We start from the raw sequence: 17,453 nt of genomic DNA on the forward strand, positions 1-17,453 counted from the left end.
TGCGCCCAGCGCCGCCGTGAGCGTCAGCACCATCAGCGCGTGCCCATGGGCGCTGGTGCGTGCCGGCGCGCCTTCGCCGCGCGGCAGCCCCGTCAGCAGTCCCATCACCAACGTCACGAACAGCGGCACCAGGTTGTAGAAGGCCGGTGGCACGCGCAGGCCGAAGTACACGATCAAGGGCAGCAGCAGGAGCAACGCGGGCCTTCGCCACGCGGCCAGACCGAAGGCCGCCAGCATGGCCGAGCCCAGCGCGGGGAAGAAGTCGCTGCGCAGGTAGTAGACGAACAGGCTGCCGTCGGCGCGCGCGGCGAAGCTCTGGCCTTGCAGCGACAGGCCCAGCAGCAGGTCCGCCAGCGGAAAGGGGTAGAACGCCGCGATGGCGCCGTGCAAGGTCAGCGCCATGCCCAGGCCGGGGATCGCATCGCGCCACAGCGCGCGCCAGCCCGCGCGGTCCAGCGTGAGCGCGGCGTGCGCAGCGGCGATCAGGAACACCGTGGGCTGCACCCAGGCCAACAGGCTCAGCGTCCAGGCCCATGCCCACAAACGGCCACGCGCGCGCAAGGCTTCGGCCAGCACCACCAGGGCGATGGCCAGCACCTCGGGGCGAAACATCAGCTTGGCCTGCAGGGCGAACACCACGAGAACGAACGCAGCGGCCACGAGCCGACCGTGCGTGCGCGCGAATGTCCACCACGCCAGCGCGGCTGTCCCGATCATCACCAGCGACAGGGCCACGAAGCTGCCTTCGATGGTGCACGTGGGGTTGAGCAGCGACAGCAGCCAGGGCCAGCCGATGCCGTGCCAGATGTATCGGTACGCGCCCGTCGGGTCGAGCGGGAAGATCGGCGTCTCGAAGCGCCCCGTGCCGCAGTGGTACTGCGCCACCGAGGCGAACAGCACGCCGTCGCCCACGGGCGCGGGCAACTGCAGGGCCAGAAAGAGCCACAGGCGCATGGCCACCAGGGCCAGGATCAGGACCAGGGCCAGCGGAGCGCCCCACGACAGCACGCGCGGCCATCCGGCGCCGACGGACGTCGTCGTCATGCTGCCTCCGCTATTTCGCGAGGCCGACGTCGCAAGCCGGCAGGCCGGGACATTGGCCAGATGGCAGACCTGCGTCGAGCACCAAGCGACCGAGCGGGCTCGGCCGAAGGGCACGCGCGCCAAAGTAGCTCGCGCCCAGGCGCGTGAGATGGACCCGGTCGGCGCTCAACAGATGCCCGTTCTCATCGGTGATGGGAATGCGGCCCGCACGGAGAACGGGCTCCATCAGAGGAATGAAATTGTGCGCGGGCACGGTGGCGATCAGGCGCGCTTCCTTGGCGATCGTGTCGGCCGTCAAGGCGTTCGTCAGCCCGCGCCGCTCTTCGTGCGCCCGCTGCATGATCCAATTGAGGTTGTAGCCAAAGTGTTTCGTCCCGACCACGAAGAGCTGCTTGCCCATCCCCTCGATCCACTCACGGTCTTCGTGAAAACAGGTGGTGTCGATGTCGCCACTGGCCAGCACGACGATGGTGGCCTGCTGCATCAGGCGCCGTGTGGCGTCGTTGGCGCTTTGCTTCATGCAGGAGTTGTTCACCGCGCTGTAGACCAGTTCGAGTCTGACGGAAGGCCGGGATTCGAGCACCATGTTCGCGAAATCGCGGGCGTAGCTGTTTCCCATGACCAGCATTCGTACGGGTGCTGCGGTGGTGAAGCTGTCCTTGGCCAGCCCATGCACCCGCATGTTGTACTGGATGTACATGTCAGCGTGTCGCAGATCGGCCCCGTCGTAGAGCCGCTGTGGTAGGCCGTTTTGCACGTGCAACGAAAGGCCGAGGGCCAGCACGGCCACACTTGCGACGGCCAGCCCGCCCATGGCGCGTGCGCGCGAAAGCCGCGCGGGCAGCCGAAACGGCTGTTCGACGCATCGCCAGGTCAACCAGGCCAGCACGAAGGTGAAAAGCACCATCGCGCCGTACCAGGCGCGATCCGGTGGCTCCTGAAACGCGATGCGCGAAAAGGCCATGAGTGGCTGGTGCCACAGGTAGGCGCTGTAGCTGATGAGGCCGATCGCAACGAGTGGCCGGACAGCGAGCAGGCGGGCCACCGGCGAACCCGGACGCGAGAAGCCCAGCAACAGACAGGTGCCCAGCACCGGGGCCAGACCTGGCAGAGCGGGTAGGCGCACCGTATGGTCGATGGCCCAGTAGCTCCACGCCAGCAGCGCGATTCCGGTCGACGACAGAGCCATTGCGCTGCGCAGACCGACGGCACTGTCGAAACGGCGTTGGGACATGGCGGTCAATGCGCCAAGAAGCAACTCCCAGGCGCGCGTGGGAAGCAGGTAGAACGCGGCGTTCGCGTTTCTTGTGCTGAGCCATTCGGCCAGGCCCAGACTTGCCAGCGTCAAGGCGGCGATCACCGTCCACGTGAGCCTCGCCGGGCGTCTGTTCAGAGCGAGAAGCAGCAGGGGAAAGAGCAGGTAGAACTGCTCCTCCACGCCAAGGCTCCAGGTGTGTAGCAGGGGTTTGAACTCCGATTCGAGATCCCAGTAGCCCGAGGTCATCAACAAGAGAATGTTGTTGGCAAACAGACTGGTGGCGACCAGCGATTGCCCGAAGTTCTCCAGGAATCCCGGCAGCATGAGCCAATAGGCCAGGACGGAACTCACCAGCATGACCACGACCAGCGCCGGCAGTATTCGGCGCGCGCGGCGTTCATAGAAACGAACGATGCTGAACGAGCCGTCGCTCAGTTCCCTGGTGAGAATCCCGGTGATCAGATAGCCGCTGATGACGAAGAAGACGTCGACGCCCAGGAAGCCGCCTGGCAGGAAGTCGAAGCCGGCGTGCAGCAGGATGACCGGCACAACGGCAAGCGCGCGCAAACCGTCGATGTCGGCGCGGTGGGGGGGTGGCGGTTTCATGGTTGAGGCGTCGGAAACGGTGCGGTTCACCACCCCAGTGTGTCGATGACCGCGTCCGCCCAGGCCTGCATGTTGGGCAGGTCCGGCAGTGGCTGATCAAAAAAGCCGTCTTCGCGCACGCGGCGCAGCATGGCCCGCAGCGCGCTGGCGAAGGCGCGCTCGCCCGATTCGGCGATCAGCACCCAGGGCGTGCCTTCCAGGATCTCCGACACGCCCGATTCGCGGTTGAGCACGACCGCGCTGTGCCGGTACAGCGCCTCGATCGCGGGCAGGCCGAAGCCCTGGCGCGCCGGCATCAGGAAGATGTGCGCCTGGCGGTACAGGGCCTCCAGTTGCTCATCGCTCACGAAGCCGTGGAAGCTCACGCGCTCGTGAATGCCCAGTTGCAGCGCCAGGGCCTGCAAGGCCTCGCGCTGCGGCCCGGCCCCGGCCACGTGCAGCCGCCACTCGCCCAGGTCGCGCTGGCCGTCCTCCTGCGCCAGGGCGCGCAGCATCCAGTCCACGCGCTTGCTGGCCTGCAGGCGGCACACGCTGAGCAGGTGCACCACGGCCTGGCTGCGCGCGGGGGCCGCGGCGCCGGTGCGGCCGTGGCCGCCCAGGTAGTGCACGCGCGCGGGCCGGCCATAGAGCTGGGCCATCTCGCGCGAGAGGGCTTCGGTGTTGGTGAGCAGTTGCTCGGCGCCGCGCACGCCGCGCCCCGTGGCCCGGTCGCGCAAGGCCCGGCGCAGGTTCAGCGGGTCCCAGAAGGGCGTGTGGGCCGGCGTGAGCAGGCTGTAGGTGTCGGGAATGCGCAGGTGGTAGCGGCGCGCGCCACTCAGGCCCGCGTGCAGCGCCGACTGGATGTTGAAGAGCACCGGCGTGGGCGAGCCCATCGCGTGCAGCCGCTGCAGGGCCGCGCGCAGGGCCAGGGCGCGCGCCAGGCCGGGGCCCGAGGGGCGCAACTGGTGCACCCGAAGCGGCAGCCGCGCGTGCCGCGCGAGGTCGATGTGGTCGCGGTAGCACAGCACGCTGTGCGGCAGGCCGCGCGCGTGCAGGCCCTCGCTGAGCGCGAGGATCACCCGTTCCTCGCCGCCGAATTCGACGAACTCGGGTTGGAAGATGACGGCCTCGCCCGCGGCGGGAAACGACGTGCCGCCCGCCGCAGGGTGGATGAACGCCGGCTCCGCCTTCATGGCGTGGCGCGGGCGGCGCCGCGCGCCTGGCCCGCGAGCAGTTCGGCCTCCAGGCCGCGCAGCACGGCCTCGCGGTCGATGTGCCGCTCGGCGTGTTCGCGCGCCAGCCGGCCCAGGGCCTCGCGGCGCGCCGGGTCGTCCATCAAGGCCTCGATCGCACGCGCCAGCGATGCCGCATCGCCCGGGGGCACCACCACGCCGCAGCGGCCCACCACCTCGGCCAGCTCGCTGCCCGCGCGGCAGGTGGCGATCACGGGGCGGCCACTGGCCAGCATGTTGGTCAGCTTGGACGGCAGCACCAGGTCCTCGGCCTCCACGCTTTGCGGCAGCAGGTGCGCGTCGGCCAGGCCCAGCAACTCGCCCAGGCGCTCCAGGGGCTGCAGGGGCAGCAGGCACAGGTTGTTCAGTTCGCGCGCGGCGGCCTCCAGCTCGACCTGCAGGGCGCCCTGGCCACAGACCACGAACACGATGTCGGGCCGGTGGGCCAGCGCGCGCGCGGCCTGCACCACCGTCTCCAGACCCTGCTTGGCGCTCCAGCTGCCGGAGAACAGCACCACGCGCGCGCCGCCCGGCAGGCCGAGTTCGGCGCGGTAGGCGCTGGTGCCGCGCAGCGGGCGCACCGCCTGCACGTCGGCCCAGTTGGGCAAACGCCTGGCGTTCGCCGGTGCCACGCCTTTGCGCAGCAGGTGCTCGTGCATGCGCCCCGAGATGGTGGAGACGGTGTCGAAGCGGCGCAGCAGCCAGGACTCCAGGCCCAGCGCGAGGCGGCGCATCGCGCCCGACCACAGGAAACCCATCTTCAGCGCCACGTCGACCTCGAAGTCCTGCACGTGCAGCCAGGCGCGCGCGCCGGTGGCGCGCGCGGTGAGCCAGCCCATGGGCGCGCACAGCAGCGCGGGCGCCACCACCATCACCACCTCGGGCCGCCAGGCCCAGTGGCGCAGCAGGCTGGGCATCGAGGCGATGGCAAAGCTCGCGAGGTGCAGCACGCGCCGCAGGCCGCCGGGGCGCGAGGGCACCCACAGCGGCGCGCGCCACACGCGCACGCCGCGCCAGGTGTCGTGCCGGTACGGCGGCCAGCGCCACGCCGGGTCCACGCGCCAGGCGGGGTAGTAGGGCGGGGCGCAGACCACGCGCACCTCGTGCCCCCGCGCGGCCAGCCACTCGGCCATCTCGCCCGAGTACTTGCCGATGCCCACGGGCTCGGGCGCGAAGTTCGCGCTGACGAGCAGGATCCTCATGGCTGGCGCGCGCCCAGGCCGTCGGGCGCGGTGGGCGCACCGGGCTCATCGGGGGCCTGTGGGGCAGCGCGCATCAACTCCCGGGTCTTGAGCTGGATCATGTACTCGTACATGCTTTGCAGCACCGCGTAGGTGAAGCCCGCGCGGCCGTCCAGGAAGCCGGCGCGCGCCACGTAGAGCAGCGCGAACTTGACCAGCGGGCGCAGCGGCAGGCGGTAGAACAGCTCCTTCTGGTGGAAGCGGCGCTCGTGGAAGTCCTTCGCCATGAAGGCCTTGGCGAGGGAGAAGCCCTCGTGCTGGCGGCGGTTCTCCACGATCTGGCGCGCTTCCAGCGTGCTGTAGCTGTTGTGGCGCTCCAGCCAGTGACTGATGCCCTTGCTGAAGGGGTAGTGGTCGAGGAAACCCGTGACCTGCCCAGCGGGGCCGTCGGGCAGCGACACGGGGTTGACCAGGCGCTCGTAGCGCATGCGCTCGGGGCGGAACAGGCGCAGGTAGAAGGGCGAGGTCTGCACGTGCTGCAGCCAGGTGCCGAGGAAGAAGTCGCGCCGCTGCACGCGAAAAGCCACGTGTTCGCCGGGCGCGGCCACCGCCGCGCGCACGGCGGCCACCAGCTCGGGTGTCATGCGCTCGTCGGCGTCGATGTAGAACACCCAGGGGTGCTTGAAGGGGATGTTCGCCAGGCCCCAGTTCTGGTGCGCGGCCCAGTTGTCGAAGGCGCGCTGGGTCACCGTGGCGCCGAACTCGCGCGCGATCTCCTGCGTGCGGTCGGTGCTGAGCGAGTCGTAGACGTGCACGTCGTCCGACCAGGCCACGCTGCGCAGGCAGCCGGGCAGGTCCTGCTGCTCGTTTTTCGTCAGCACGAGGATGGAGACCTGGGTCATGGCGATGCCTCTGTTTGGCGGGTGCTGACGCGTTGCGCGGGGTGCCCGGCCCACACGGTCCAGGGCTCGGCGATGCTTTTCATGACCACCGAGCGCGCGCCCACCACGCAGCCCGGCGCGATGCGCACGCCAGGGCCCACGAAGGCGTCGGCGCAGACCCAGGCGTGGGGGCCGATGTCGATGGCGCGCGCGACCAGCTGGAAGTTGCGCGAGTGGATGTCGTGCGTGCCGCCGCACAGGTGCGCGCCTTGCGACACGACGGCGTCGTGGCCGATGCGCAGCGGGCCCATGTTGTAGAGCGTGGCGCCGTCGCCCACACCCACGCGGTCGCCGATCTCCAGTTGCCACGGTGCCCAGATGCGCGCGCCCGGGTAGACGTGCACGTGCGCGCCCAGGCGCGCACCGAACAGGCGCAGCAGCGCGCGCCGCCAGGCGTGCGCCGGGCGCGGGCTGGTGCGAAACAGCAGCAGCCACACCGCACCCCAGGTGGCGCGCGCCACCCGGTTGCCCAGCGTGAACGAGGGCTGCGTGGCCGGGTCGTTGCCGGGCAGGATCATGGCGCGCTGCCGCTGGGCGCCAGGCGCGCCACCAGCACCATGCTCTTCCACAGGTAAGGCAGGCGGCCCACGCCGCCGAAGCGCACCAGCTCGAAGCCGTGCTGGCGCAGCAGTTCGGTGAGCGTGCGCCGGCTCCAGAACTTGATGTGCCCGCCGTGCCACAGGGCCGTGTGGTGGTGGTCCCATTTGTTCATGACGGCCAGCGCGAGGTTCTTGAGGTAGCCGTGGTACGGCGTGGTGAGCACCAGGTGACCGCCGGGCTCCAGCACCGCGCGCGCGAACGCGGGCAGCAGGTGCGGCGAGTACAGGTGCTCGATCACCTCGGTGGAGACCACGGCCTGGAAGCGGCCCTCGGCGTCGACCAGGCGCTGTGGCTCGTCCTGCACGCCCAGTCGGTGGAAGCGCAGCGCGGGGTAGCGCTCCTGCGCCAGCCGCACGCCGGCCTCGTCCTGGTCGATGCCGCAGACCGCGTAGCCGCGCCGCGCGAGTTCGCCGCAGAGGCTGCCGTTGCCGCAGCCAAGGTCGAGCACGCGGCGCACGCGCAGCGCGTCCAGCTCCTCGATCACGCGCGGGCCGATGTAGCCGCAGGAGGTGGGCCTGTCGGCCGAGTCCCAGCCGTAGTGGTCGACGACGTTGGTGTTCATGGTGAAACGAAGGGGCCTTGGGAGGGACCGTGCTGCGCGGCCAGCGACAGGATGGACTGCGCCATGGCGTCCACCGTGTAGCGGCTGGTGAAGAGATCGCGCGCGGCGGCCGACATGGCCTGGCGGTGGTCGGCGTCGAGCGAGAGCCAGCGCTGCAGCAGCCGCGCGGTGCCGCGCGCGTCGTCGTCGTCGACCAGGCCGGCGCCGGCCTGTTCCACCTCGCGCCAGATGTTGACCTTGTTGGAGATGAGCACTGGCAGGCCGCAGCCCAGGGCCTCGGCCACGGCGATGCCGAAGTTCTCCTGGTGCGAGGGCAGCACGAAGGCCTCGCAGGCGTGCAGCGCGCCCCACTTGTGATCGCCCTGCACCATGCCGAGCCAGTGCACGCGGTGCGCCACGGCACGCTCCTTGGCGCGCGCCTTCAGCAGGGCGAGTTGACCCCCCTGGTCGGGGCCGGCCATCACCAGGTGCAGGCCGGGGTGGCGGTGCGCCAACTGGCCGAAGGCGTCGATCAGCAGGTCGCAGCCCTTCTTCTCGTGCAGGCGGCCCAGGAACAGCAGCAGGCGCTTGCCGCGCAGCTCGGGGTGCTGGTCGAGGAAGCGCTGCGCGAGCGCCGCGCCATTGGCCGGCGGCGGGCGCGTGCCGTAGGCCACCACCTGCTCGCGCGCGCGGTACAGCCAGAAGGATTCGCGCGCGAGGCGGCGCTCCTCTTCACTGGTGAACAGCACCGCCGAGGCGTCGCGCAGCACGCGGTACTCGGCCCAGGGCCAGTAGAGCCACTTCTTCAGGTGCTTGAGCGGGTAGGCCTGCTTGAACCAGGGGTCGAGCATGCCGTGCGTGAACACCACGTAGGGCCGGCGCAGCGCGCGGTACACGCGCCAGGTGGCCAGGCTGTGGTACTGCCACAGGCCGTTGACCACGGTGAGGTCGTACTCGCCCGCGTGCGCGCGCAGCCAGGGCGCCAGGCGCGGGTTGAAACCGTAGTTGCCGCCCGTGGGGCCCAGGGCGTGCACGCGCAGCGGGTGCCCGGTGACGCTGGGGGAGGCGGGGTCGTCCAGCGTGACGAGGTCGACCTCGTGGCCGAGTTCGCGCAGGCGGATGCCGCGTTGGCGAACCCCCTCCATGGGGCCGCCGCCGTGGGCGTCGACGGTGGGAAGGACGTGCAGGAGTTTCATGGGATCAGCCCCGCAGGGCGGCCACGGCCGCCTGGTCGATGCCGTGGCGCGCGAGCACCTGGGTGTAGACGTTGAGGTAGGCGCGGATGGCGACCTCGGGCAGGAAGCGGCGCGACCAGGCGACGCAGGTGGCGCTGCGCCGCACGGCCTCGGCGGGCGGCGCGTCCAGCACCTCGGCCAGCACGCGCGCGCCGTCTCGGGCCCAGGCGCCGATGTCCTCGCCGGTGCCCAGGCGCGGCAGGTAGCGCGTGCAGGGGCCGCCGATCTCGTTCATCGGCGCGTCGTCGGTGGTGATGACCGGGCAGCCGCAGGCCTGCGCTTCCACGATGGGCCAGCCGAAGCCTTCCGCGTGGCTCGGGAAGAGCAGGGCGCGCGCCATGGTGTAGGTGGCCTGCAGGCTCTCGTGGTCGAGCCCGCGGGGAAAGAACACGCGGCCCTGCGTGGGCACCTCGGCCAGCGCCGCGCGCTCGGCCGCGCCGGGCGTCACGCCCACCAGCCACAGGGGCAGCGGGTCGGTGCGCTCGCGCGCGTAGGCCGCGTAGATGCGGATCACACCGGCCACGTTCTTGTACCACTGGCCCCCGCTGATGTGCAGCACGATGCCGCGCGAGGCGTCGGGCAGGCCGGCGCTGTAGAGCTGGCGCAGGGCGCTGGCCTCGGGCATGGGCGCGAACGCGGCGTTCAGGCCGTTGTGCACCACCTCGCAGCTCAGCGGGTCCACGCGGCCCAGGCGCAGCAGCTCGTCGCGCGTGCGCTGCGAGATGCAGATGAAGTGGCGCGCCTGCGAGAAACCCCAGCGGATGTAGCGCTGGTACAGCCGCCCGGTGAAGCGCGTGGGGTTGCGCGGCTCCTCGCCCAGCGCGCTGCGCAGGGCCAGCAGGTCGTGCACGTGCAGCACCAGCGGGCGCTGGCGCAGCGCCGGCACCCAGGGGCCCAGGGCCTGGTCGGTCAGCACGAACAGGGTGTCGGGCGGCTGGCGGTGCACCTGCCCGCGCAGCCAGCGCGGAAACAGCAGGTACTGGTCCACGTAGCCCGCCCACTTGGCCAGCGGCGTGCCCGCGAAGCGGTGGTGCCAGCGCGGCGCGGGCGACCACAGCTCCACGTCGTGGCCCATGGCCTCGTAGGCGCCCTGCAGCATGCGCGCGAAGCGCGGCATGCTCTGCGAGGCCATGAAGGCGGGGTGGGTGATGAGGACGATGTGCATGGCTCAGGTGGTCCGCATGGTGGGGCGGGCGGATGACACGGCGGTGGCGCGCGGGCGCACGTGCAGGCCGCTGGCCAGCCAGGCGTTGAAGCGGCAGAAGGTGGCGACGACCAGGAAGATCACGATGCCCTGCGGCAGGTAGCGCAGGTACCAGACGACCCAGCCGTGCACGGATTCGCCGGTGATGCCGCCCAGGAACAGCTCCCACAGCGACAGCATGCCCACGGCCGACACCAGCACGCTGCCGTCGGCGCGGCGCGCGGCCAGCAGGTCGAGCAGGGCGAAGGCGGCCAGGCACAGCAGGGCGTAGATGGCCAGGTAGGCGGGCCCGAGCAGCGCGACGCCGTGCGCCACCATGGAGCCGGTGCGGTAGCCGCCCAGCGGGCCGCCGTGGGCCAGGTGCGCGAGCAGGTCGCCCGTGGAGTACTGGTGGTCGCGCTTGTCCAGGCCGATGCCGAGCTTGTTGATGACGGGCTGCGGCAGCGTGAGCACGAACAGGTCCAGCGTGCGGCGCGCGAGCTCGGCGCGGTCGCCATCGGTGAAGGTGGCGGCGAAGGTGAGCGAGTTGTCGTGGAACTTGGTTTCCACCACCCGCGCGAGCAGCGGGTTGTCGAAGTAGCGCTCGTCGTACTGCTGGCGCACGCGCGCGGCGCGGTCGGCGCGTTCGGCGGCCAGCACCTCGGGCTGGCCGAAGGCGCGCCAGGTCTCGCGCACCATGTCCACCGCGTTCACGCTGCCGCGCAGCTTGCGCGCCACCACCATGGCGGTGGCCAGGTCGCTCACGGGGATGGCGATGGCGCCGAGCAGGGCCAGCACCAGCGCGGTCTGGCCCACGCGCGCCCAGCGCACCGGCTCGCGGCTGCGCAGCAACAGCAGCAGCGCGAACAGCGACACCGTCATGAAGCCCGACAGCATCACCCCGCGCGAGTTGGCCGCCAGGCCCAGCAGCACCACCAGCAGCGCGAAGCACACCAGGTGCACGGCCTGGCGGTGCCAGCGGCAGTAGGCCTGGCCGAACTGCAGCACGTACATGGGGATGAGGAAGGGCGCCCAGGTGAGGAAGGCCATGCCCTGCAGCGTCTTGGCGAACACGCCCTCGCGCCCGGCGCCGATGACGAAGGCGATGAGGCCGAGGTAGCCCATGAACCACAGCGTGCCGGTGCCGGGCGGCGTGTACAGGCCCACGCGCTCCAGCCAGGTGCGCAGGGTGGACGGCCGCGCGCCGCCCGCCGGCGCGAAGACCCAGCGGTAGAAACCGTGCATGCCGATGGCCACCACCAGGAAGGCGGCCAGCCACAGGAAGGTGCCGACGGGCTGGCGCAGGTTCTCGCTGATGGGCACGAGAAAGGCCGACTGGCCGATCAGCGCGCCCATCTGCGTGGTGACGCCGAAGCCCAGCAGGGCGAAGCTGGACACCGGGTGCGTGTGGAGCGCGGGCGTGCCGGCCAGGTAGGCCAGCAACGCGAGCGAGGCGGCGAACACGGTGCAGGCCGAGGCGAGGTTGGTGGTGTCGAAGCCGATCGCCATCTGCACCAGCAGCGCCAGCGCGCAGGCGGCGAACAGGGCGATCTGCACCAGGCCGCCGTAGGTGAGCGTGGGACGAGGGACGTTCACGCCATCCCTCCGCCTTGCCGGCGCAACCGTGCGCCGAAGCGGCCCAGGCGTTGTGACAGCCAGGCCCGTTGTTCCGGCGGCAGTTGCCGCGCGAAGCCCGCGAACAGCAGGGCGCTCAGCGCCATCGCGGCCGACACGGCGGCCGCGCGGTCGCCGGGGTGGGTGGCGATCCAGCCCATGGCGGCGGCGCAGACCAGCACCTTCGCGAGCGCGAAGCGGAACAGCGCCGCGGGCCAGGCCAGGCCCTGCTCGCGCAGCCAGGCGGCGGCGCGCGACACCGTGAGCGCCATCACTGCCAGTTCCACCGCCACCAGCACCCCGGCGATGCCGAGCAGGCCCATGCGCCCGTCCAGTGCCAGCACGCCCAGCACCGTGGCCAGCGCCGCGAAGGCCGCCAGCGCCAGTTGCGTGCGCAAGCGGTTCTGGCCGAGCAGGATCGCATCCGCCGGGCGGGCGATGGCGAACAGCAGCAGCGCGGTGGAAAAACCCGCGAACACCGGCGCGTCGAAGGCCAGCTTGCCGTGCGTCCACAGCTCGAAGAGCGCGGGTGCCAGGGCCTGCAGCACCACCAGCGCCGGGCCCAGCAGGAACACCAGCGTGAGCCACAGGAAGGCGAAGGTGCCGACGATGGCGGCCTGCTGGCGCTCGCGCAGGAAGCCCATGAACTCGGGGAACACCGGGTCGGTGACGGTGGCGATGCCTTGCAGCGAGAGGTTGCTGGCCGTGCGCAGCGTGGTGAAGGCCACCGCCGCGCCCACGCCCAGCAGGCCGCCCACCAGCACGCGCAGGCCCTGCTGGCGCAGCAGGCCGCAGGCGTAGCTGGCGCCCAGCAGGGTGGAGGCGCGCAGGTTGCGCCAGCCCAGGCCCCAGTCGGGCGCTTGCAGGTGCACGCCGTGGCGGCGCGCCAGGCGCCACAGGTCGGCCTGGTAGAGCGCATTCACGGCGAGGTGCGCGCCGGCCAGCGCGCAGGCCGTGGGCCACAGGCCCGCGCCCAGCAGCACGGCCGCGGCCGGTGCCAGGCCGCCCACGGCCTGCACCGCCACACCCCACCAGGCGCCGCGCGCGAAGTGGCCCAGCGCGCTGGCCAGGCGGCCGTACAGGCCGCTGGTGCTCACGCCGAGCCAGATGGCGGTGCTGACCAGCAGCAGGCTGACCAGGGCTTCGTTCATGAGGCCGGGCGGCAGCGCCTCGGGCGCGGTGAACAACGCGGCCAGCGTACCCAGTGTGGCGAGCGCGGCGAGCACCAGCAGCTCCAGCAGGCCCAGGCCCAGGCTCCAGGGCAAGGCGGACGACAGCAGCCGGCCCAGGCCCGCGCCGTCGCCGCGCGGCACCTGCAGCATGCGGTTGCCCACCATGTTGTGGTGCGCCAGGCTCAGGACGTTGACGAAGGCCGTGGCGGCCAGCACCACCAGCCAGCAGCCGTACTGCGCCAGCGACCAGTGCGACAGGTACAGCGGCACCAGGCCGATCTGCACCAGCACGGTCAGGCCGATGCGCGTCCACGACGCGAGGCTGCCCGAGAGAACGCGCCTGGCCACGCCCACGGCTCGCTCCTCAGGCCGCGCGCAAGCGCGACAGCGCCTGGGCGTAGGCGCGGGCCACGCCCAGCGGGTGGTGGCGCTGCGCCGCGCGCTCGCGCGCGCGCAGCGCCAGTTCCAACAGGTAGGCGCGGTCGTTGAGCAGGCCCATCAGGGCCGCGCCCAAGGCGTCGGCGTCGCCGCTGGGCACCAGGGCGCCGCAGCGCCCGCCGTCCAGCATCTCCTGGCGCGGCAGGTCGTCGTCGGCCAGCACCGCGCAGCCCGCGGCCATGGCCTCCACGAACACCAGGCCGTAGGACTCGTGGTGCGGCACCATGCAGTACAGGTGCGCCTCGCGCATGAGGGCCTGCACCTGCTCGCGCGGCAAGCGGCGTTCGTGGCGCAGGGCCTTGAAGCGCTGGCAGCCGGGCGTGTCGCGGCTCACGATGACGGCGCGCACGCGCCGCGCCTGCAGCGCGTCGGCGTGCGCGTCCAGGGCCTCGCACAGCGTCTCGATGCCCTTGCGCCGGCCGTCCGCGCCGACGAAGAGCAGCAGCGTCTCCTCGCGCGCGAACTTGGCGCGCACGGCCGCTTCGTCGAGCACGCGCAGGTGCGGCAGGAAGAAGGGCAGGGTGAGGGCGCGCGCGCGGTCCTGCGGTCGCTGCTCCAGGTAGAGCTCGCGCATGGTGTCGGTGTGAAAGTGCAGCAGGGCCGCGCGGCCCGCGCAGGCGTCGACGACGCGGGCCTGCGCCTCCAGGAAGTCCGGGCCGCGCGCGAGCACGCGGCGCAGGCTGGGAAAGCCGGTGGTGGCCATCAGCGGCGGCGCGCGGCGCCGGCTCGGCAGCACGATGCCGCGCAGGTCGCTGCCGTACTGGTAGAGCACGTCGCTGCCGAGCTGGGCATTGGCCAGGCGGATGCGCGGGAAGGGCAGCGGCGCGCCCAGGCGGCGCGCCACGAAGTTGGCGTTGCAGCGCAGGCTCTGCCAGGGGCCGGGCACGAAGCCCACGTCCAGCGAGTCGTCGAAGGCGCTCAGGCGCGCCATGTCGAGCACGCAGGCGTGGTCGGTGTTGTGGCGCTGCACGTTCCACGCGGCGTTGAGGATGCCCACGCGCAGCGGCGCGTCCAGCGCGAGGCCGGGGGCGGCGGTCGGGGCGACGCCGTTCACGCCGCCGCCTCCTGCGCCTCGCGCGCGCCCACCGGTGCGGCGTCCAGCGCCGCGTCCACGATGCGCTGCATCACGCGCTCGTTGCGGTGCCCGTCGCGCAGGAAGCGCTCGTGTCCGGCCCGTGCGATGCGGGCGCGGCGGCCCTCGTCGGCCAGCGCGGCCCGGCAGACCTCGGCGCACTCGCGCGCGTCGCTCCAGAACAGGGCTTCTGCGCCTTCGCGGTACATCGACTGGTGTTCGCTCGTGCGCTCGGCGCACAGCAGGCCGCCCAGCGAGGGGATCTCCAGCGAGCGCGTGGTGTGGCTGTCGCGGTTGTCGCGCGAGAGCAGGCCCAGGTTGATCCGCGCGCACTGCAGGGCCCGGGCGTAGTCGTCGCCGCTCAGGGCACCGCCCGCCCAGTGCGCGCGCAGCCGCTCCCATTCGGGTGCCTTGTGCCAGTTGGGCCCGCGGATGGTGAGCGGCACGCCACGCGCCACGAGATCGAGCAGGAAGGGGCCGCGCTCGGGGAACCAGGAGCCCAGGAACAACACCTCGCTGGTCCAGGCCAGTTCGTCGATGGCGCTGATGCGGCGGGGCGCGTGGTTGAGTTCGTCGGCGCTGCGGAACACGCGCATCACCCGCCGCGCGCCCAGGCGCTGCAGTTCGGGCAGGTTCTCCTCGCGCACCACCACCAGCAGGTCGTAGTGCGGCGCGGCCTGTCGGTAGGCCTCGAAGCGCGGGCCGTCGCGCGGGCCGGTGGGGTCGTCGATGTTGTAGTTCACCACGCGGCGCGCGTGCCGGCGCAGCCGCTCGATCACGGCCGGCGTGACCCATTCGCCGCCGTCCACGTGGCACAGGTCGAAGGCGCGGTCGTGCAGGGCCTTGGCCAGCGCGGCGTCGACCCGGCGGCCGAACCAGTGGCCGCCCACGTGCCAGGTCCAGCGGTCGACCCAGCGCGAGGGGGGCAGCAGCTCGCGCAGGCTCAGGTGCTCCACGTTGGCGCCCAGGCGGCGCAGGGCATTGGCGCGGTCCAGACAGGTGCCGCTGCGCGGGCCGAGGTAGAGCACGTCCATGCCATCGACCTCAGGCCGCGTCGCTTGGCGACGTGGCGAACACCACCTCGTGCACGTGGCGCAGGCCGTCCTCCAGTCCGATGCGCGCGCGAAAGCCCAGCGCGTTCAGCCGGCTCACGTCCATCAGCTTGCGCGGCGTGCCGTCGGGCTTGCTCAGGTCGTGTTCGATGAGGCCGTCGTAGCCGACCACGCTGGCGATGGTCTCGGCGAGTTCGCGGATGCTGATGTCCTCGCCCACGCCGATGTTGATGAGCGGGGGCTCGAAGCGGCCGGTGACGGCTTCGTCGCTGCCCAGCAGGCCATCGAAGCGGTCGTCGTCCAGGTTCATGAGGAAGAGGCAGGCCTGCGCCATGTCGAAGCTGTGCATGAACTCGCGTCGGGGTTCGCCGCTGCCCCACAGGGTCACGCGGGGCGCGCCGTTCACGCGCGCCTCGTGGAACTTGCGCAGCAGGGCGGGGATGACGTGGCTGCTCTCGAGGTCGAAGTTGTCCTCGGGCCCGTAAAGGTTGGTGGGCATGGCCGCGAGGAAGCGCGTGCCGTGCTGGCGGTTGTGGCTCCAGCACATCTCGATGCCGGCGATCTTGGCCAGGGCGTAGGCGCGGTTGGTGGGCTCCAGCGGACCGGTGAGCAGGTACTCCTCGCGCAGGGGCTGCGGCGCCAGGCGCGGGTAGATGCAACTGGAGCCCAGGAACAGCAAGCGCTTGACGCCGGTGCGCCAGGCCTCGTGGATCACGTTGGTCTGGATCTGCAGGTTGTCGCGGATGAAGTCCGCCGGCTCGCGCTGGTTGGCCAGGATGCCGCCCACGCGCGCGGCCGCGAGGAACACGTGGTCCGGCCGGGCCTTGTCGAAGAAGGCGGCCGTGGCCACGGGGTCGCGCAGGTCCAGTTCGTCGCGCGTGCGCAGCAGCAGGTGCGTGTGCCCGGCGGCGCGCAGGGCGCGCACGATGGCCGAGCCCACGAGGCCGCGGTGGCCGGCAACGAAGATGCGGGCGTCGCGGTCCATCACTCTTCGTAGGCGTAGGACGGGAAGCCCGCGAGCTTGACCATCGCGTCGCGCCGCGCGATCTGGAAGTCGGTGAGCACCATTTCGCGCACCAGCGTGGCCAGGTCGGTCTTGGGCACCCAGCCCAGTTGCTCGCGCGCGCGGGTGGGGTCGCCCAGCAGGGTTTCCACCTCGGTGGGGCGGAAGTAGCGCGGGTCCACGCGCACGATCACGTCGCCTTCGTTCACGCGCAGGTCGGTGCGGCTCACCGAGGCCACCACGCCGGCCTCGTCCACGCCTTCGCCGACCCAGCTCAGGGTGATGCCCAGTTCGCTCGCGGCCATCTCGACGAACTGGCGCACGCTGTGCTGCACGCCGGTGGCAATGACGAAGTCCACGGGCTGGTCCTGCTGCAGCATCAGCCACTGCATCTCGACGTAGTCGCGCGCGTGGCCCCAGTCGCGCAGGGCGCTCATGTTGCCGAGGTAGAGGCAGTCCTGCAGGCCGATGGCGATGCGCGAGAGGCCGCGCGTGATCTTGCGCGTGACGAAGGTTTCGCCGCGCAGCGGGCTTTCGTGGTTGAAGAGGATGCCGTTGCAGGCGTACATGCCATAGGCCTCTCGGTAGTTCACCGTGATCCAGTAGGCGTAGAGCTTGGCCACCGCGTAGGGGCTGCGGGGGTAGAAGGGCGTGGTCTCCTTCTGCGGAATCTCCTGCACCTGCCCGTAGAGCTCGCTGGTGGAGGCCTGGTAGAAGCGGCAGGTTTTCTCCAGGCCGTGCAGGCGGATGGCTTCGAGCAGGCGCAGCGTGCCGATGGCGTCGGTGTCGGCGGTGTACTCGGGGGTTTCGAAGCTCACGGCGACGTGGCTCATGGCGCCGAGGTTGTAGACCTCGTCCGGGCGGATCTGGCCGACCAGGCGGATGAGGTTGCTGCTGTCGGTGAGGTCGCCGTAGTGCAGCACCAGGCGGCGATCGGCTTCGTGCGGGTCCTGGTAGAGGTGGTCGATGCGGTCGGTGTTGAAGGAGGAGGCGCGCCGCTTGATGCCGTGCACGCGGTAGCCTTTGGCGAGCAGCAGCTCGGCGAGGTAGGCGCCGTCCTGGCCGGTGATGCCGGTGATGAGTGCGGTTTTCTGGCTCATGGCGCGAGGGAGGCGTTGGTGGCGTCGGGTTGGCGCAGGCCGGCGAAGCGGGCGCGCACGGCGGGGTCGATGGCGCCGACGAGGGCGTTGGCGAAGTCGGCCTGGACCTGGTGGGCCTTCGCCGTGTCGCGGTCGATGGAGGAGACGCGGACCAGCATGCCGTCGGGGATGCGGCCGCGCAGGCCGTAGCGCAGTTCGGTGA

Annotated in this window: 16 protein-coding genes; all 16 read right to left on the reverse strand. The window is 71.5% G+C overall.

The window, feature by feature from the left end; all coding sequences use genetic code 11:
- Positions 1-1,044 (reverse strand): hypothetical protein (locus VLG41_RS05720; protein ID WP_325348425.1); only part of this gene is annotated, 1,044 nt, incomplete at its 3' end.
- A 10-nt stretch (positions 1,045-1,054) separates the two neighbouring features.
- Positions 1,055-2,938, reverse strand: coding sequence for an acyltransferase (locus VLG41_RS05725; protein ID WP_325348426.1), 1,884 nt, complete (start codon positions 2,936-2,938; stop codon positions 1,055-1,057).
- Positions 2,935-4,080 carry a glycosyltransferase family 4 protein gene (locus tag VLG41_RS05730; RefSeq protein WP_325348427.1) on the reverse strand — a complete coding sequence of 382 codons (1,146 nt, stop codon included), beginning with the start codon at positions 4,078-4,080 and terminating at the stop codon, positions 2,935-2,937. Before VLG41_RS05730 ends, VLG41_RS05725 begins: the two co-directional genes overlap by 4 nt.
- Positions 4,077-5,321: a glycosyltransferase WbuB gene (locus VLG41_RS05735; RefSeq protein ID WP_325348428.1), complete on the reverse strand. Its 1,245-nt coding sequence runs from the start codon at positions 5,319-5,321 to the stop codon at positions 4,077-4,079. Before VLG41_RS05735 ends, VLG41_RS05730 begins: the two co-directional genes overlap by 4 nt.
- On the reverse strand, positions 5,318-6,202 hold the full coding sequence (locus VLG41_RS05740; RefSeq protein ID WP_325348429.1) for a glycosyltransferase family 2 protein: 885 nt from the start codon (positions 6,200-6,202) through the stop codon (positions 5,318-5,320). Before VLG41_RS05740 ends, VLG41_RS05735 begins: the two co-directional genes overlap by 4 nt.
- Positions 6,199-6,759 carry a putative colanic acid biosynthesis acetyltransferase gene (locus tag VLG41_RS05745; RefSeq protein WP_325348430.1) on the reverse strand — a complete coding sequence of 187 codons (561 nt, stop codon included), beginning with the start codon at positions 6,757-6,759 and terminating at the stop codon, positions 6,199-6,201. The genes VLG41_RS05740 and VLG41_RS05745 overlap by 4 nt, the downstream gene beginning before the upstream one ends.
- Positions 6,756-7,403 carry a class I SAM-dependent methyltransferase gene (locus tag VLG41_RS05750; RefSeq protein WP_325348431.1) on the reverse strand — a complete coding sequence of 216 codons (648 nt, stop codon included), beginning with the start codon at positions 7,401-7,403 and terminating at the stop codon, positions 6,756-6,758. Before VLG41_RS05750 ends, VLG41_RS05745 begins: the two co-directional genes overlap by 4 nt.
- A complete protein-coding gene (locus VLG41_RS05755; protein ID WP_325348432.1) occupies positions 7,400-8,578 on the reverse strand; it encodes a glycosyltransferase in 1,179 nt (392 codons plus the stop codon). The genes VLG41_RS05750 and VLG41_RS05755 overlap by 4 nt, the downstream gene beginning before the upstream one ends.
- A 4-nt stretch (positions 8,579-8,582) precedes the next feature.
- Complete coding sequence (locus tag VLG41_RS05760; RefSeq protein WP_325348433.1) at positions 8,583-9,782, reverse strand: glycosyltransferase; 1,200 nt, start codon at positions 9,780-9,782, stop codon at positions 8,583-8,585.
- A gap of 3 nt (positions 9,783-9,785) precedes the next feature.
- A complete protein-coding gene (locus VLG41_RS05765) occupies positions 9,786-11,396 on the reverse strand; it encodes a hypothetical protein (RefSeq protein ID WP_325348434.1) in 1,611 nt (536 codons plus the stop codon).
- On the reverse strand, positions 11,393-12,934 hold the full coding sequence (locus VLG41_RS05770; protein WP_325348435.1) for a hypothetical protein: 1,542 nt from the start codon (positions 12,932-12,934) through the stop codon (positions 11,393-11,395). The genes VLG41_RS05765 and VLG41_RS05770 overlap by 4 nt, the downstream gene beginning before the upstream one ends.
- Before the next feature lie 16 nt (positions 12,935-12,950).
- The gene (locus tag VLG41_RS05775) at positions 12,951-14,078 is read right to left on the reverse strand and encodes a glycosyltransferase (RefSeq protein WP_325348436.1); all 1,128 of its coding nucleotides are present in this window, start codon (positions 14,076-14,078) and stop codon (positions 12,951-12,953) included.
- The gene (locus tag VLG41_RS05780) at positions 14,075-15,130 is read right to left on the reverse strand and encodes a CgeB family protein (RefSeq protein WP_325348437.1); all 1,056 of its coding nucleotides are present in this window, start codon (positions 15,128-15,130) and stop codon (positions 14,075-14,077) included. Before VLG41_RS05780 ends, VLG41_RS05775 begins: the two co-directional genes overlap by 4 nt.
- A gap of 10 nt (positions 15,131-15,140) precedes the next feature.
- The gene (locus VLG41_RS05785) at positions 15,141-16,133 is read right to left on the reverse strand and encodes a GDP-L-fucose synthase (protein ID WP_325348438.1); all 993 of its coding nucleotides are present in this window, start codon (positions 16,131-16,133) and stop codon (positions 15,141-15,143) included.
- Positions 16,133-17,251, reverse strand: a complete 1,119-nt coding sequence (gene gmd, locus VLG41_RS05790) for a GDP-mannose 4,6-dehydratase (protein WP_325348439.1) — start codon at positions 17,249-17,251, stop codon at positions 16,133-16,135. Before gmd ends, VLG41_RS05785 begins: the two co-directional genes overlap by 1 nt.
- The coding region (locus VLG41_RS05795; protein ID WP_325348440.1) for an exosortase-associated EpsI family protein at positions 17,248-17,453 on the reverse strand (206 nt) is incomplete at its 5' end. The genes VLG41_RS05795 and gmd, both read right to left, overlap by 4 nt.

Source organism: Hydrogenophaga sp. (assembly GCF_035481345.1).
Taxonomy (GTDB): domain Bacteria; phylum Pseudomonadota; class Gammaproteobacteria; order Burkholderiales; family Burkholderiaceae_C; genus Hydrogenophaga.

Excerpts from the sequence above, each read along its gene's own strand:
- VLG41_RS05730 (WP_325348427.1), bottom strand. The coding sequence starts at position 4,080 with ATGAAGGCGGAGCCGGCGTTCATCCACCCTGCGGCGGGCGGCACGTCG.
- VLG41_RS05735 (WP_325348428.1), bottom strand. The coding sequence starts at position 5,321 with ATGAGGATCCTGCTCGTCAGCGCGAACTTCGCGCCCGAGCCCGTGGGC.
- VLG41_RS05740 (WP_325348429.1), bottom strand. The coding sequence starts at position 6,202 with ATGACCCAGGTCTCCATCCTCGTGCTGACGAAAAACGAGCAGCAGGAC.
- VLG41_RS05745 (WP_325348430.1), bottom strand. The coding sequence starts at position 6,759 with ATGATCCTGCCCGGCAACGACCCGGCCACGCAGCCCTCGTTCACGCTG.
- VLG41_RS05750 (WP_325348431.1), bottom strand. The coding sequence starts at position 7,403 with ATGAACACCAACGTCGTCGACCACTACGGCTGGGACTCGGCCGACAGG.
- VLG41_RS05755 (WP_325348432.1), bottom strand. The coding sequence starts at position 8,578 with ATGAAACTCCTGCACGTCCTTCCCACCGTCGACGCCCACGGCGGCGGC.
- VLG41_RS05760 (WP_325348433.1), bottom strand. The coding sequence starts at position 9,782 with ATGCACATCGTCCTCATCACCCACCCCGCCTTCATGGCCTCGCAGAGC.
- VLG41_RS05780 (WP_325348437.1), bottom strand. The coding sequence starts at position 15,130 with ATGGACGTGCTCTACCTCGGCCCGCGCAGCGGCACCTGTCTGGACCGC.
- VLG41_RS05785 (WP_325348438.1), bottom strand. The coding sequence starts at position 16,133 with ATGGACCGCGACGCCCGCATCTTCGTTGCCGGCCACCGCGGCCTCGTG.
- gmd (WP_325348439.1), bottom strand. The coding sequence starts at position 17,251 with ATGAGCCAGAAAACCGCACTCATCACCGGCATCACCGGCCAGGACGGC.